12 protein-coding genes are annotated in these 13,466 nt (G+C 66.4%); 7 read left to right on the plus strand and 5 right to left on the minus strand.

Annotation, left to right across the window (positions count from 1 at the left end; genetic code table 11):
• The first annotated feature begins 178 nt into the window (after positions 1–178).
• Positions 179–1,291: an amidohydrolase family protein gene (locus OH802_RS14720; RefSeq protein ID WP_406029141.1), complete on the plus strand. Its 1,113-nt coding sequence runs from the start codon at positions 179–181 to the stop codon at positions 1,289–1,291.
• On the plus strand, positions 1,288–2,400 hold the full coding sequence (locus OH802_RS14725; protein WP_406029143.1) for a radical SAM protein: 1,113 nt from the start codon (positions 1,288–1,290) through the stop codon (positions 2,398–2,400). The genes OH802_RS14720 and OH802_RS14725 overlap by 4 nt, the downstream gene beginning before the upstream one ends.
• 155 nt (positions 2,401–2,555) lie before the next feature.
• Here the strand turns inward: OH802_RS14725 and aspS are convergent, their stop codons facing one another.
• Positions 2,556–3,857, minus strand: coding sequence for an aspartate--tRNA(Asn) ligase (gene aspS, locus OH802_RS14730; RefSeq protein WP_406029145.1), 1,302 nt, complete (start codon positions 3,855–3,857; stop codon positions 2,556–2,558).
• A gap of 591 nt (positions 3,858–4,448) precedes the next feature.
• Between aspS and OH802_RS14735 the strand changes: the two genes are divergently transcribed.
• Positions 4,449–5,309 (plus strand): alpha/beta fold hydrolase, encoded by an 861-nt coding sequence (locus OH802_RS14735; protein WP_406029147.1) that lies wholly within the window; start codon positions 4,449–4,451, stop codon positions 5,307–5,309.
• A 60-nt stretch (positions 5,310–5,369) separates the two neighbouring features.
• Here OH802_RS14735 and OH802_RS14740 read toward each other — a convergent pair whose 3' ends face one another.
• Positions 5,370–6,452 carry a hypothetical protein gene (locus OH802_RS14740; RefSeq protein ID WP_406029149.1) on the minus strand — a complete coding sequence of 361 codons (1,083 nt, stop codon included), beginning with the start codon at positions 6,450–6,452 and terminating at the stop codon, positions 5,370–5,372.
• Positions 6,453–6,633: 181 nt separating this feature from the next.
• On the opposite strand from OH802_RS14740, the gene OH802_RS14745 reads away from it, so the two are divergent.
• Complete coding sequence (locus tag OH802_RS14745) at positions 6,634–7,026, plus strand: hypothetical protein (protein WP_406029151.1); 393 nt, start codon at positions 6,634–6,636, stop codon at positions 7,024–7,026.
• A gap of 25 nt (positions 7,027–7,051) precedes the next feature.
• Here the strand turns inward: OH802_RS14745 and OH802_RS14750 are convergent, their stop codons facing one another.
• Complete coding sequence (locus OH802_RS14750; protein WP_406029153.1) at positions 7,052–7,936, minus strand: NAD(P)-dependent oxidoreductase; 885 nt, start codon at positions 7,934–7,936, stop codon at positions 7,052–7,054.
• An 88-nt stretch (positions 7,937–8,024) separates the two neighbouring features.
• Between OH802_RS14750 and OH802_RS14755 the strand changes: the two genes are divergently transcribed.
• Positions 8,025–8,408 (plus strand): winged helix-turn-helix transcriptional regulator, encoded by a 384-nt coding sequence (locus OH802_RS14755; RefSeq protein WP_406029155.1) that lies wholly within the window; start codon positions 8,025–8,027, stop codon positions 8,406–8,408.
• 4 nt (positions 8,409–8,412) lie between these two features.
• On the opposite strand, the gene OH802_RS14760 is transcribed toward OH802_RS14755, so the two are convergent.
• On the minus strand, positions 8,413–9,267 hold the full coding sequence (locus tag OH802_RS14760; protein WP_406029157.1) for a helix-turn-helix domain-containing protein: 855 nt from the start codon (positions 9,265–9,267) through the stop codon (positions 8,413–8,415).
• A gap of 155 nt (positions 9,268–9,422) precedes the next feature.
• Here OH802_RS14760 and OH802_RS14765 point away from each other — a divergent pair, with 155 nt between their 5' ends.
• Positions 9,423–10,118 carry an SDR family NAD(P)-dependent oxidoreductase gene (locus OH802_RS14765; RefSeq protein WP_406029159.1) on the plus strand — a complete coding sequence of 232 codons (696 nt, stop codon included), beginning with the start codon at positions 9,423–9,425 and terminating at the stop codon, positions 10,116–10,118.
• A gap of 70 nt (positions 10,119–10,188) precedes the next feature.
• Positions 10,189–11,658, plus strand: a complete 1,470-nt coding sequence (locus OH802_RS14770; protein WP_406029161.1) for a peptide MFS transporter — start codon at positions 10,189–10,191, stop codon at positions 11,656–11,658.
• Between the two features lie 110 nt (positions 11,659–11,768).
• Here OH802_RS14770 and OH802_RS14775 read toward each other — a convergent pair whose 3' ends face one another.
• Entirely contained in the window at positions 11,769–13,106 is a 1,338-nt protein-coding gene (locus OH802_RS14775; RefSeq protein WP_406029162.1) for an LPXTG cell wall anchor domain-containing protein, read from the minus strand.
• Between the last annotated feature and the right edge of the window lie 360 nt (positions 13,107–13,466).

Genomic DNA, 13,466 nt, shown 5'->3' on the forward strand with positions numbered 1-13,466 from the left:
GAAGCGCCCCGGAGATCGAGGCCGAGAGTCGCCGAGCGTCGTATCGGCACAGTCCATCCTGGTGGTATCGGCTCAGGGAAGTGAGTAATGGCGTAATCCTGCATCACCCAAATCTCAACTCGGAGGACTGATCTACGTGTGGGCCGAATATGACGTAGTCGATGCCGATAGCCACATCATGGAACCGCTCTGGCTATGGCAGGAATACCTCGATCCCGCTTTTCGTGAGCAGGGTCTTACAGTTCGGCGCGACGTGCTGGACGGCGACAAGTTGATCATCGACGGAATCCCGTCGAGGCTCGTCCGGAGACTAGGCGGGGTGCGCCCGGTCGCGGGTGAAGAGATCCGAGACTGGAACCACCTTCCCGCTGAGGGCGAATACGCGAGCTATCGCGAATCTTGCCTGCCGGAATCCTGGGACCCGATCACACGACTGGCGTGGATGGACGACAAAGGAATCGATCGAACGTGGCTCTTCCCCTCTCTCGGTCTTATCTGGCCTCGGGAAGTCGATCCCTTGTCGGCCTACGCGAAAGCCCACCACCGCGCCTACAACAGGTGGGTAGCCGAGATGGCGTCCGCCACGCACGGGCGCCTCGTCCCCGTGGCCCAGATGTCCCTTGGCACAGTGGAAGAGATCACGAGCGACCTCCAGGCCATCGCAGCCGCCGGCTTTCGACATGTCGCACTCCCATGGGGGTTGCGCCCGGGCCTGCGCCGCGAGTTCGTGACGTTCTGCGCTCAAGCGGAACGCAGGGGCCTCGCGATACACGTCCACAAGGTCGCAGTGCCACACTTCCTGCCCCTGGAGGACACGTGCGGAGTCAGTTCCGCTGACATGGGCAGGTTCTTCAACCATGTGAACGAGACTCTCCCGGGCCAGCTCTGCCTCGCCGGCCTGTTCGACCTGGGAATCCCAGATGCCTGCCCAGAGCTCCGGTGGGTATTTCACGAATGCAATGCCGGATGGGTGCCAGCTTGGTTGGACCGAGCGAACGAGTCATATGCAACGACTCGGGGTCAAGGCGCGAGCCCGCTGAAACACGAGCCGTCCCACTACATCCTCGAGAAGAAGGCGTTCTTCTTCTCGACGGGAACGGGTGAGCGGCTGGCGAACATCCCGGACGAGTTTCACGGGAACATCCTCATGGCGACCGACTTCCCGCATCCAGGCACACCCCTGGACCCGCGCAGCGACTGGATGGCAGCAATCGAAGAGCTGCCGGAGACATCGAGGGCCGACATCGTGGGAAGGACCGCGGTGGCGATCATGGGAGGCGAGTCGCGATGAGTGCACCACGGAAGCGCACCTGCGATCCCATCACCTTGCGCAATATCGACATGGTCCCGATCAGCGAGGTATTCCGGCTGGGTGCACTGCGCGACGGCATCAGGCTCGCAACGACGACGATCCAGTTTCCCATTCTGGGACAGGTCGTGCCTCGCATCGAGCTGGAGATCGGCACCGGAGAGGCCACGAAGAAGATCACCGTGCGCATCAACCAGGAATCTCCCTTCGTCTTCACAGGCAAGGAGCTATACGCCGAGATCAACGGAAGCCGCCACGAGATTCCAAGCATCCAGTACGTCGATCCGGAGCGAGCGCCGACCGGGATGTACAACTTCGGACTCCTCCGCGAAAACGGGATCCGCAGCTTCGTCTTCGACTACCACACCTACTGCGCCTACTCCTGCGACTTCTGCTTCAAAGAGAGCGAATGGGAGATCCTGGCGGTCGAGGGAAGACCCGCAGCATCCTACTCGGCCAACTTCGACACCTGCATGGAATATGTGTCAACGCACGCCGCGGACTTTCGCACCAAGTACGACATCGTCTGGCTGTGCACGGGAAGCATCCGCTCCGAAAGCCTCGAACTGGAGCGCCACTGCAAGATCGCCTCGGCGCTTCGAGATGTGGGCTACACCGGGGGAATCTATGTCTCCCAGGTGATTCCCCCAGGGATCCGATCCGATCGTGAGAAGAGGCTGGACTATCTCGAAACGTTGCGCGCTTCAGGAGTATCACGCTTCAACAGCGGGGTAGAGATCGTCAATGCTGAGTATCGGCGGAAGTACATTCGGGGATACAAGGGCGACCTGACCTTCGACGACTACGTAGGCATCTTCCAGGATGCTGTTGAAGTCTTCGGCCACCAGAACGTCGGCAGCTGCCTGCTTGCGGGAATCGAACCTGCGACCGACACGATTCACGGACTCGACACCATCGCCAAACTTGGAGTTGTGCCGTCCCCAACGGTGCTGACGCCCTTCATCGTCAAGCAGTCGGGGATCCCCTTCGAATACGATCTCGACACGCTCATCGAGGTCCACATCGACTTCAACGAAATCATCGACAAGTACGGGCTCCCCGTCTTCTCGGGCGTCTTCAGCCTCGCTTAAGGGGCTTATCGCAGTCAGGGTGTCGTCCCCGCCGACCATCGGCCCGGGAACGACACCCTCGCTGCGTGGAGCGCCTCCTCGCCCCCCGGGCCGGCTGCTCGGAGGAGACCTTGGAGGGTCCGGACCCGCTGACTGGTACGGACCCTCCACTCAGCCTACGGCGCGAGTCTGTGAAGGTCGCGCGGGAAGAGCGTCACCTCGCGGATGTTGGCCGCCTCGACAAGCCGTGCGACCCACCGCTCGAGACCGAGCGCGAAGCCGCCATGTGGAGGCATGCCGTGCGCGAAGGCCTGGAGGTAGGAGGCGTACGCCGAGGGCGATTCCCCTTGAGCCTCGATCGCGGCCACGTAGTCGGCATGACGATGCAGCCGTTGACCACCCGTGACCAGCTCGAGACCACGGAAGATGAGGTCGAAGCTGTTGCTCCAGCGAGAGTCGTCCGGCTGAGGATGCGTGTAGAACGGGCGCTTGCGCATCGGGTAGCCCTCCACCGCGAGAACATCGCTGTCGTACGTCTCCTTCGCCCACACGCCCAGAGCCCGCTCGTGCTCCGGGGCCAGGTCCGGCTCGTCGCTGGGCGCCCCGACCTTCGCGAGGGCGTCCCGGAAGTGGATCACCGGGAGCTCCTTCGGAATGACCGGGAGTTGGACACCGAGTCGCTCGACCGCAGCACCTGCGTGGTTCTCGATCTGCTCGACCATGCCAGCAAGTACGTCGCGGAGGACCTCAAGGACATCGTGGTGGTCGCGGATAAAGCCCAACTCGACGTCGAGGGAGACGTACTCGGCGAGGTGACGAACCGTGTCGTGCGGCTCGGCCCGGAAGACCGGCCCGACCTCGTAGACCCGCTCGAAGATACCGACCAGTTGCTGCTTGAAGAACTGCGGGCTCTGCGCCAGGTAAGCGGGGCGGCCGAAGTAGTCGACACCGAAAACGTTCGCTCCGGACTCAGTCGCGGACTCGACCATCTTGGGCGACTGCACCTCGGTGAACCCGAGACTGTCCAGGGTGTCGCGGAACCCGCGCAGGCTGGCCGCCGCCAGCTCCCACTTCGCCCGCTGCGCCGGGTGTCGCCACAGCACAGGCGCGTGGTCGAGCAGCGTGGGCAGTCCGGCACTGAGCGAGGGTCTCCACAGCTCGGCCGGCGGGGTGCGCGCAGGCTCCGTCAGCGGCGTCACCGTGGCTGCCGTGACTTCGATGCCTCCCGGTGCCTGCCGGTTCGCCGTGGCCATGCCTGTAACCTGCACTGCGGTCTCCTCGGGCGGAAGACCTTCGATCGGCAGTTCGTCCGGCCGCAGGACGACCTGGGCCAAGCCAGATCGGTCGCGGATCACCAAAAAGGTGACGGCCGCAAGCTCTCGGCGACGGTGGACGTGGCCCATCAGGGTCACAGCCGTGCCAGGCTCGACCCCGGCAAGCTCAGCGGTCAGGGTGCGTGGAAATTCAGGTGGTCTCATCGTTCCTCCAGGTAGCGGAAGCCCTGGAGGTGTGGGCGAGGGCCAAACCGCGGTGCCACCACACCTTCGCCGACATCACGTCGACCTCTCGTCGGAACGCCGGAACGCGCGGGCGGCGCTTGCCATCGACTGACGCCGAAGCCGAGGGTCGTCACTCCTCGCGCTGCCGCAACCTAGGTTAGCCGAACGAATGCTCGTCCACGAAGTACGAAAGTGACTGAAATCGCGGTCTCGACCGGGGCGCGGTGTCGAGGGATAGGAAGGCGTACCCCTTCGATGTCCGCGGGTCGGCTGACGGATGAAGCACGGTAAGGACCACCGGATGTTCGGGGAGTTCGTCGAGTCGCGCGGCGAGCTGGCTTCGTACGCCTTCGGGTGGACGTCGGAAGCGGATGAGGGGCGGATCTCGATTGGTAGCGGGGCCGGAAACGAAGGCGGCGGCACGTTTCATGCGGCTGTTGTCGAGCGTGACGGTCGCATCGGGTATGCGCTGATCGATAAGCCGTTCGAAGACGTGCCTCCCGGGATCCTGATGGCCTGCCGGATCGCCGTAGGAATGGCAGCATGGGCACCCCGTCACCAGGAGGCCCCATGCCCACCACAGCCACATTCGTCTCGCCGACCGATGGCACGGCGCTTGCGATCCAGACTTGGGGAGCGGAGCTGTCCGCGCCGCGGGGCGTCGTCCAGATCGCCCACGGCATCGCCGAGCACGGGCAGCGTTACGACCGGCTCGCTCGGGCTCTCGTCGCGGCTGGGTACGTCGTGCGGGCGGTCGACCACCGCGGTCACGGCGGGTCCGTCGCGTCGGCCGACCAGCTCGGTCACTTCGACTTCGAGGCGCTGGTGGCCGACGTCGCGGCCATGGGTGCCTCGCTGCGCGATGACTTCTCCGGGATCCCGGTGTTCCTGGTTGCGCACTCGATGGGGTCCTTTGCGGCGCAGACGGTGATCTTGGACCGGTCCGACCTGTACGACGCTGTGGTGCTGTCAGGCTCGACCGCCCTCGACGTACTCGCTGGTGCGCTCTCGAGCGCCGAGGGTCCTGTTGGGCTGGAGGCGTTCAACGCCGGGTTCGAGCACCGGACCGGGTATGAGTGGCTCTCGCGCGATGAGGCCGAGGTCGATGCGTACGTCGCAGACCCGTTGTCCGGGTTCGATCTGCCCGACACCGCCGTGCCTCAGCTGTTCGTCGGCGCCGAGCGTCTGGCCGACCCGGCAGCCATCGGTGGGATCCGCTCCGATCTGCCGATTCTCGTCGTCTCCGGCGACGCCGACCCGCTTGCCGGAGGCGGCGCCCTGGTCGAGCTGCTGGGGGAGCGTTATCGCGAAGCCGGATTGAAGGATGTGACGGTGACGCTCTACCCCGAGGCGCGCCACGAGATCTTCAACGAGACCAACCGCGATGCGATTACCGCCGACGTGATCGACTGGCTCACGGCTCATTCCTGACTGCTGCGCGGTCGGGGACAGATGGTTTCGCATATGCGAGACCATCCGTCCCGGCACAGCTCACCTCAGACGTACGGCGGGAGCGGGCCCAGGTGTAGTGGCCTGGACGGCGCGGGGGAGGTCGACGTCGATGCCGGCTGCCTCGCTGGCCTCGATGAGGTGGTCAGGTTGGGAGCCGCCAACCCGCCACCGTCTGCTGCCCATCGACGGCCTTCCTCGTTGCGCGCGCATGGTGGGCGTGTACGAGGCGCGCCACTTTGACGGCGGCGACGAGAGGGTCTCCAGAACAGTCACGGCGACGTCTTCAGGGCTCCTGTTGATGAACGGAAAGGTGAGGAAGACTTGGAACGCGGTGTCGTCGGCCATGAGGGACACGAGGAATCGGTCGGGCTCCCGGAAGTGGCGGGCGGCCCAGGAGAATCGCAGGTGATGCTCGGCCAGCCAGGCATGATCGAGTTGCTGGAGGATCAGCCTCGTGGCGGTGTCTGCGGGGCGCTCCCAGGAGCGATCGGTGATGAGCCGCTCGACCTCGGCGTCGTACTGCTCTGCGACGAAGCTCGCACCGCTCGAGGCCGGTTTCTCGAGCAGCCAATCCCAGTGAACGACGTCGCCGTCACGACGGATGAGGACATCGGTCGAGCCGCAGCCGTATGTCCCACACTCACATCGAGCGATCGGAACCTGCCGAGGCGTGGTTTCGGCACGGAGCTTGTTGACCGGAACGATCAGGTCGAAGGGGTCCATGCCCATTCCTGCACCTTTGGACGTCATCTCGACCTCGTTGACGAAGACCTGGAGTTCGAACCCGTCCGTTAGGTCCTTCGGAGCCGGGGAGATGGCGAACCTGATCACGTCGGTCGGCAGTCGGTCGTACACCTCCGAGGAGTGATCTCGTGCGGGGCTGTCTGCTTGCCCGGGGCGGGGGAGATCAAGCTCGTCGAGCGCGTCGACCAAGACCGCTTCTATCTCGTCACGGCGTAGGTCCGCAGTAAGCCCAGCAAGTGTGCGAAGAGCGGGAGAATCGAGATCGTCGACAAGCGCTTGTGTGGCTGCGTCGATGATGACCTTGTGCTCCTCTCCCTCATCCCAGCGCGCCGCCGCGTCGTAGAAGCGGGAACGGGGGCTGGGACCTAGCGCGAACACGCCGTCATTCTGGGCTCTGCCGGTGTTGCGGCGCCATCGGGTATTTCGCGACCTTCCGGTCAGGTCGGATGAATCGAGCGCGATGCTCGTATTCGGGTGGCTCGTGCTCGGAGGCTTACGTGACGATGACTATTCCTGGTTCACCTGACTGAAAGGGCGTGAAGTGAGTCGGACCTCGTTCGTGAGCAAGCTTCGGGACCAGGTCGTTCGGCCGCTGATTCACAGCGCGCTGGTGGAGCAGGAGATCCCCGAGGTCACCGTCGCGGTCGTGGTCGGCACCGAGTTCTACAACTCGCTTGGAGAGCCTTGGGACCAGTCTTGGACGTATCCCGAGGACGGGTATGAGTACGTATGGGCGTACGTCACCTATCTGCCCACGAACGAGCGTGCTGGCTGGCGGTTGGGGCGCTCGGAGGACCTTCACGATCCAGCCGAGTTGGTGAATGCGCTCTGGCGGCTGGGCTCCGATTTCGAGGACTGGGTGTGCGAGACGTCGTTCGCGTGGGGCGAGGAGCGCCATGCCCGGGTTCCGAAGATTCGAGATCTGCCCGAATGGTTGATCACCGGCGCCTGAAGTCGCTCAGGCGCCGGCGATCACCTCAGACGTACGGCCGGATGGCGTCAATGATGCGGGACCAGTTCTCCCCGCCGTGGCCGCGGGAGCGGGCCCAGGTGTAGTGGGCCTGGACGGCGCGGGGGAGGTCGACGTCGATGCCGGCTGCCTCGCTGGCCTCGACGAGGTGGTCGGCGGTGGCGCCCATCATCGTGATGGTGCTCAGGTGCCCGGGGTGCTGGCCGGCCTCCAGCTGGGCGCCGAGGTCCTCGCCGGCGGCGAGCATCGGCGGGATGCCGGCGAGGGTCTGCATCAGCTCCGGGATAGCGGCGGACGGCTTGATGCCACCCGTCTCGAGCAGCGCCACGGCGTGGAGCAGCGATGAGAGGGAGGTCAGGAAGATGTCCAGGTTGGCCTGGTACATCAGCTGCGCCAGCCCCGGATCCTCGCCCAGGTAGCGGACGGACCCGATCCGACCCAGCGCATCCTCGTGCCGCGACAGCACGTGGGCAGGACCGCTGACATAGACGTACGCATCGGGCGTGGCGACCATCGGGGCCGGGACCATCACGCCTCCGGTCAGGAAGTCGGCGCCGTGCTCGGCGGCCCACGCCGCACCCCGACGCGTCCCGTCCGGGGACTCCGAGCTGAGGTTGACGACCGTACGGCCCTTCAGCTCGTCGGTGGCTGAGCCGAGCACGTCGTACATCGCCTGGTAGTCGGTCAGGCTGAGGACGACCAGGTCGCTCGCCGCGACGGCCTTCGCCGGCGAGTCGGCCAGCTGGGCGCCCGCGGCGACGACCTCATCGGCTCGCGAAGCGGTGCGGTTCCATACGGTCACGGGATGCCCGGCGGCGAGCAGGCTGTGGACCATCGCCTGGCCCATGGGGCCGAGGCCGATGACAGTGACTGCGGTGAGAGGTTGATTCATGAAGACAATCCTCGGCGCTTACGTACGATGGCGGGAGTACCCACTATTTACTGGGGTACTTACCAAAAGGTTCGTGAGGAGCATTCCTGTGACGAAGTCGGCCCGAAGCGGTCCCTACATCTGCGGCATCGACGCCGCGCTCGACGTGGTCAGCGGCAAGTGGAAGGGGCTGATCCTGTGGGAGCTCGACAACTACGGCGTACGCCGCTTCGCCGAGCTGCGCCGCGGACTGCCCGGGGTCAGCGAGAAGATGCTGACCCAGCACCTGCGTGAGATGGAGCAGGACGGGCTGGTGCACCGGGAGGTCTATGCCGAGGTGCCGCCGCGGGTGGAGTACTCGCTGACCGAGCACGGGCGCACCCTCAACACCGCGCTCGGGCCGCTCGGCCGCTGGGGCATGGATCGCATCGCCCGCGAGCGAACCGAGCTCGTCGAGCATCGCGACGCCGGTTTGCTGCCCCGACCGTCATAGCCGGTCAGGCCAGTCGAGCCTCCGACGCAACGGGCCGTGTAGGCAGTCCCGCGGACGCCAGCAGAGCCAGGTTGTCCGCGTCCGATGAACCGGCGTCGGGGTGGTAGACGACGAGCATCAGGTCGTCGGTGCCGCTGATCGCCAACCGCTCGCGGTTGAGGGTGAGCTCGCCGACCTGCGGGTGGAGCATCTTGATCGGGGCGCCGGTCTGGGCGCGTACGTCATGGCGTCCCCACAGCTGCCGAAACCGTGGACTGGCCAGGGAGAGCTCGCCGATGAGCTCGATGAACCGCGGGTCATCGATGTCGGTGCCCACCGCCTGGCGAAGGTTGCCGACGAAGCACTCCGTCATCGACTCCCACTCCGGGTGGAACGACTGCTGGTCCGGGTCGAGGAACTGGTCCCTCAGCTGGTTGCCGCCGGCGGCGAGCCGTGGCGAGAGCGCACGAGCAAGAGCGTTGGCCGCCAGGATGTCGAAGTAGCGCCCCTCGATGAACGCGGGCTGCACCATCGAGTCGAGCAGCTTCAGCGCCCCCGGCGGGACGGTCTCCTTGCGCCGGCGCCGACGCCGGCGGCGCGGAGCCTCCGCGACCAGCGACATCATGTGGGCGGTGTGGTCGTCGTCGAGCTGGAGCACACGCGCGATCGACCCGAGCACCTGCGCCGACGGGTTGCGGTCGCGGCCGCGCTCCAGGCGCAGGTAGTAGTCCGCGCTGATCCCGGCCAGCATCGCGACCTCCTCGCGGCGCAGCCCGGGGACGCGACGTACGCCCGCAGCCGGGATGCCCGCCGCCTCCGGCGTCACCAGCGCTCGCCTGGCCTGCAGGAACGCGCCCAGCGGGTTCGTCACCTCACTCATGTGTGCAGCCTCATGTCTCCAGCCTAGGTCGGCCCCGAGCGGACAGCCGGGGCCCTGTCAGACCCCGGTCTGACCAGGACTCTGGGCGGTGGTCGCCGGGGTGCCTAGCGTCGAAGGCGGCCCGATCGGGCCGTCCTACGAAAGGAACAACGGGAATGACCGTCGCACTCATCACCGGCGCCAACAAGGGCATCGGCTTCGAGACCGCCCGCCAGCTCACCGACGCCGGCTATGACGTCTACGTCGGCGCACGAGACGCCGAGCGAGGCGAGAAGGCGGCCGCCGAGATCGGCGCGCGCTTCGTACAGCTCGATGTCACCGACGACGCGTCGGTCGCCGCCGCGCTGGCCACGATCGAGGCGGCCGAGGGGCGCCTCGACGTACTCGTGAACAACGCCGGGGTCCTCGTCGCCGACCCGCTCGACGGCCCGACCGCACTGCGGGTCTTCGACATCAACGCGGTCGGGATCGTCCGGGTCACCGAGGCCGCCCTGCCGCTGCTGCGCCGCTCGGAGAACCCGCGGGTGGTCAACGTGTCCAGCAGCATGGGCTCGTTCTGGGCCAACACCACCCCCGGCCGAGTCGAGCAAGGGATGTTCCTGCCGCTGTACGCCGCGTCCAAGGCCGCCGCGACCATGCTGACCGTCCAGTACGCCAAGGCGAACACCGACATCAGGTTCAACGCCGTCGAACCCGGTCCCACGGCCACCGACATGACCGCCGGCTTCGGCATCGAGGACATCGCCAAGTCGCCCGCGGAGAGCGCCAAGACAGTCGTACGCCTCGCCACCATGGATCTCGACGTCCCCACAGGAACGCTCCAGGACAAGGACGGGCAGCTCGCGTGGTAGTGGTCACATCCGGCGGTTATCGGCCGTTCGCGATTTGGGCGGGGAAGCGGAGACTTGTGAACCTGAAGTAATGAGTCAAGCTAAAAGTGAGACCGTCGCGAGCGATCCCGGCGACCGGTCTTTCCTGGGCCAGCCACGCGTACTGGCCAACCTGTTCGGCGTCGAGCTGTGGGAGCGGTTCAGCTTCTACGGCATGCAGGGCATCCTGGCGATCTACCTCTACTACTCCGCGGCCGAGGGCGGCCTCGGGATCAGCGAGCCGGTCGCGCTCGGCATTGTCGGTGCGTACGGCGGCGCGGTCTACCTCTCGACGATCATCGCGGCCTGGATCGCCGACCGCCTGCTCGGCGCGGAGCGTACGCTCTTCGCCTCTGCCTGGCTGGTCGTCTTCGGCCACCTCGGGCTCGCCCTGATCCCCGGCATCGCCGGGGTCGGGGTCGGGCTGGTGCTGATCGCGCTCGGCTCGGGCGGGGTGAAGGCGAACGCCTCGTCCCTGGTCGGCACGTTGTACGCCGCCGATGACGAGCGCCGCGACGCCGGGTTCTCCCTCTTCTACCTGGGCATCAACCTGGGCGCCCTGGTCGGTCCGCTGCTGACCGGACTGCTGCAGAAGCAGTGGGGCTTCCACGTCGGCTTCGGGCTGGCCGCGATCGGCATGATCTTCGGTCTGGTGCAGTACGCCATGGGCCGCAGCGCGCTTCCCGCCGAGAGCCGCGTCGTCCCCAACCCGCTTCCCGCCGCCGAGCGTGGTCGCTGGATCGCCATCGCCGTCGCCGCCGTGGCGGCGATCGTGGTGCTCTGCGTGACCGGTGTCATCACCGCGCCTCGACTGGCCAACATCGTGATCGGCATCAGCGCGGTCGCCGCGGTGGCGCTCTTCGCCGTCATCCTGCTGAGCAGCCAGGTCACCGCCATCGAGCGGAGCCGGGTGTGGGCGATGGTGCCCCTCTTCGTCGCCTCCGCGGTCTTCTGGTCGCTCTACCAGCAGCAGTTCACCGTCATGGTGGTCTACTCCGACCAGCGCCTGGACCGCGACATCTTCGGCTGGGAGATGCCGGTCTCGTGGGTCAACTCGATCAACCCGGTCTTCATCATCCTGCTCTCCGGGGTGTTCGCGGCTCTGTGGACCAAGCTCGGGTCCCGTCAGCCCTCGACGCCGGTGAAATTCGCGATCGGCACGATCCTGATGGGTATCGCGTTCTGGGTCTTCCTGCTGATGCCGAGCGGTGAGCACACCGTGCCGCTGATCGGCCTCGCGTTCATCCTGCTGCTCTTCACCCTCGCCGAGCTGCTGCTCTCCCCGGTCGGTCTCTCCCTGGCCACCAAGCTCGCCCCCGAGCGCTTCCGCACCCAGATGATGGCGCTGTTCTTCCTCTCCGTCGCCCTCGGCACCGCGATGTCCGGCCGGCTCGCAGAGTTCTACGACGTCAGCGACGACAGCGGCTTCTTCTGGTGGGTCGGCCTCGCCTCGGTCGTGGTCGGTGTCCTGCTGCTCATCGGCAACCGGCCCATCCGCCGGTTGATGGCCGGCGTGCACTGATCACTGCGGCGTACGCGTCCTAAGGGGTGTCTCCGGGCGAACGAAAATTCGTTCGCCCGGGACAGCGGCCAAAGGGCCGTGTGGGTCCTCACCACGCCTGGAAGTGTGGGTCAGGCGTTCTTCCTGCGACGGGTGAGGAAGGCCCCGATGCCCCCGATGCCGGCGAGCAGCCCGCCGACGGCGAGGAGCACTCCGTTCGGACCGCCCGTGTTCGGCAGGTTCCCAGCCAGACCGGCATCGATCCGGGTCGGGACCTCGGAGTCGGCCTTGGTGCTGGCGGCGTTGGTGCTGGCGGCCTTGGTGCTGGCGTCCTTGACGACCGCCGCGCACTTCTCCGACTTGTTGGTCTTGGTCTCGTAGACGGCCGGGATGACGACCGTGACCGAAGAGGCAGGCGAGTCCACCACGGTGACGTCCGATGCCGGGCTGTCCTCCACCGTGCGGGTGTCGACCAGGTCCCAACCCTCAGGCTCGTCGGCGGTCCAGGATGCGTCGGCCAGGTTCGTGGTCGGCTCACCGTCCTCGATGAAGTAGAGCGTGACGTCGGGGTCGGTGTAGGCCTCCTTCGTGATCACGGTCTGCTCGTACTGCTCGCCGATCTGGGACAGGTTCAACGGGTTGTCCTCGCCGTCCTGACCGTCCTCATCGGCCGGGGTGCCCGACGTGGTGGTCCAGGTGGTGAAGTGGTCCCACTGCCACGGGCCGAAGACGGCAGGAGTGGCCTCTTGGACCACGATGGTCTCGGTCCAGGCCTCCTTGTCCACTACGGTCTCGGTCCAGGCCTCCTTGTCCACTACGGTCTCGGTCCAGGCCTCCTTGTCCACGACCGTCTCGTCCCACGCCTCCTCGTCCACGACGGTGACGGTCTCGGTCAGGTCGCCCCCGGCGAAGCGGACCCAGCCCTTGTCGCCGTGCTCGTCCTCGCCGTTCCAGTCCGGCGTGTTCAGGTAGCGAACCTTGCCGGTCTCCTTCTGCCTGTAGGCGTAGCCGCGGTCCATGACGCGAGTCTCCTCGTGGGTGACCGCCTCGTGGTGGACGAGGTGCGTCTCGGCCGGGTGCTCGACCGTGTGGGTCTCGGCCGGGTGCTCGACCGTGTGGGTCTCAGCCGGGTGCTCGATGGTGTCGGTCACCGCGTCGGTGCCGGGCGTGTAGGTCCGGGTGTAGACCGAGTTGCGGAACTGGTCCTCGGTGACAGCCTCGTGGCTCTCACCCTTGACCACCTTCGAGAAGCGGGACTCCTCGTGGGACACCGCGTCGGCGTGCTCCACGTGCGTGACCGCAGGCGTGACCTCGGTGGTCTGCTTCTCGTCGGCGACCTTGACCTGAGAGGTCACGGTGGTCGTCTTGCAGTCCTGCGCGGCCTGAGCCCCAGGGGCTGCGACGACCGTGGCGACTCCGGCGACGGCTACAGCCGCGAGGCCGATCTTGGTGGAGTTGTGCATGTTCATGGGTCGGTTCCTTCATGGGTTGTTGCGGTCCGTGCCTGTGGTGAGCAGGCAGGGCTGAGGTACCCGAGACCGGGCGGGCGGACAGGGATGCCCGTCGCGGTCGGCCTGGGCCGATCTCGGGTGGATCGTGGGGACCTCTTGAAACCGAGGAGCAAGTGCGGCGCGTGGCCGCCTCGGCGAGGCCTGTGAGAGGAGCGTCTCCCGGCGCTGTCTCAGCGGGTTGAGGGACTTATCTTTACCTACCCAATATTGGGGTGGACGGGACCTTCGACCCTTGCATTCCCGACCCGGCTTGGGACCAGCGTCCTTCTTTCCGTACGTTCGGTCGCGCCTTCCGCCGCCAGTACGGCCAGACCCCGA

Source organism: Nocardioides sp. NBC_00850 (assembly GCF_045207335.1).
Lineage (GTDB): Bacteria > Actinomycetota > Actinomycetes > Propionibacteriales > Nocardioidaceae > Nocardioides.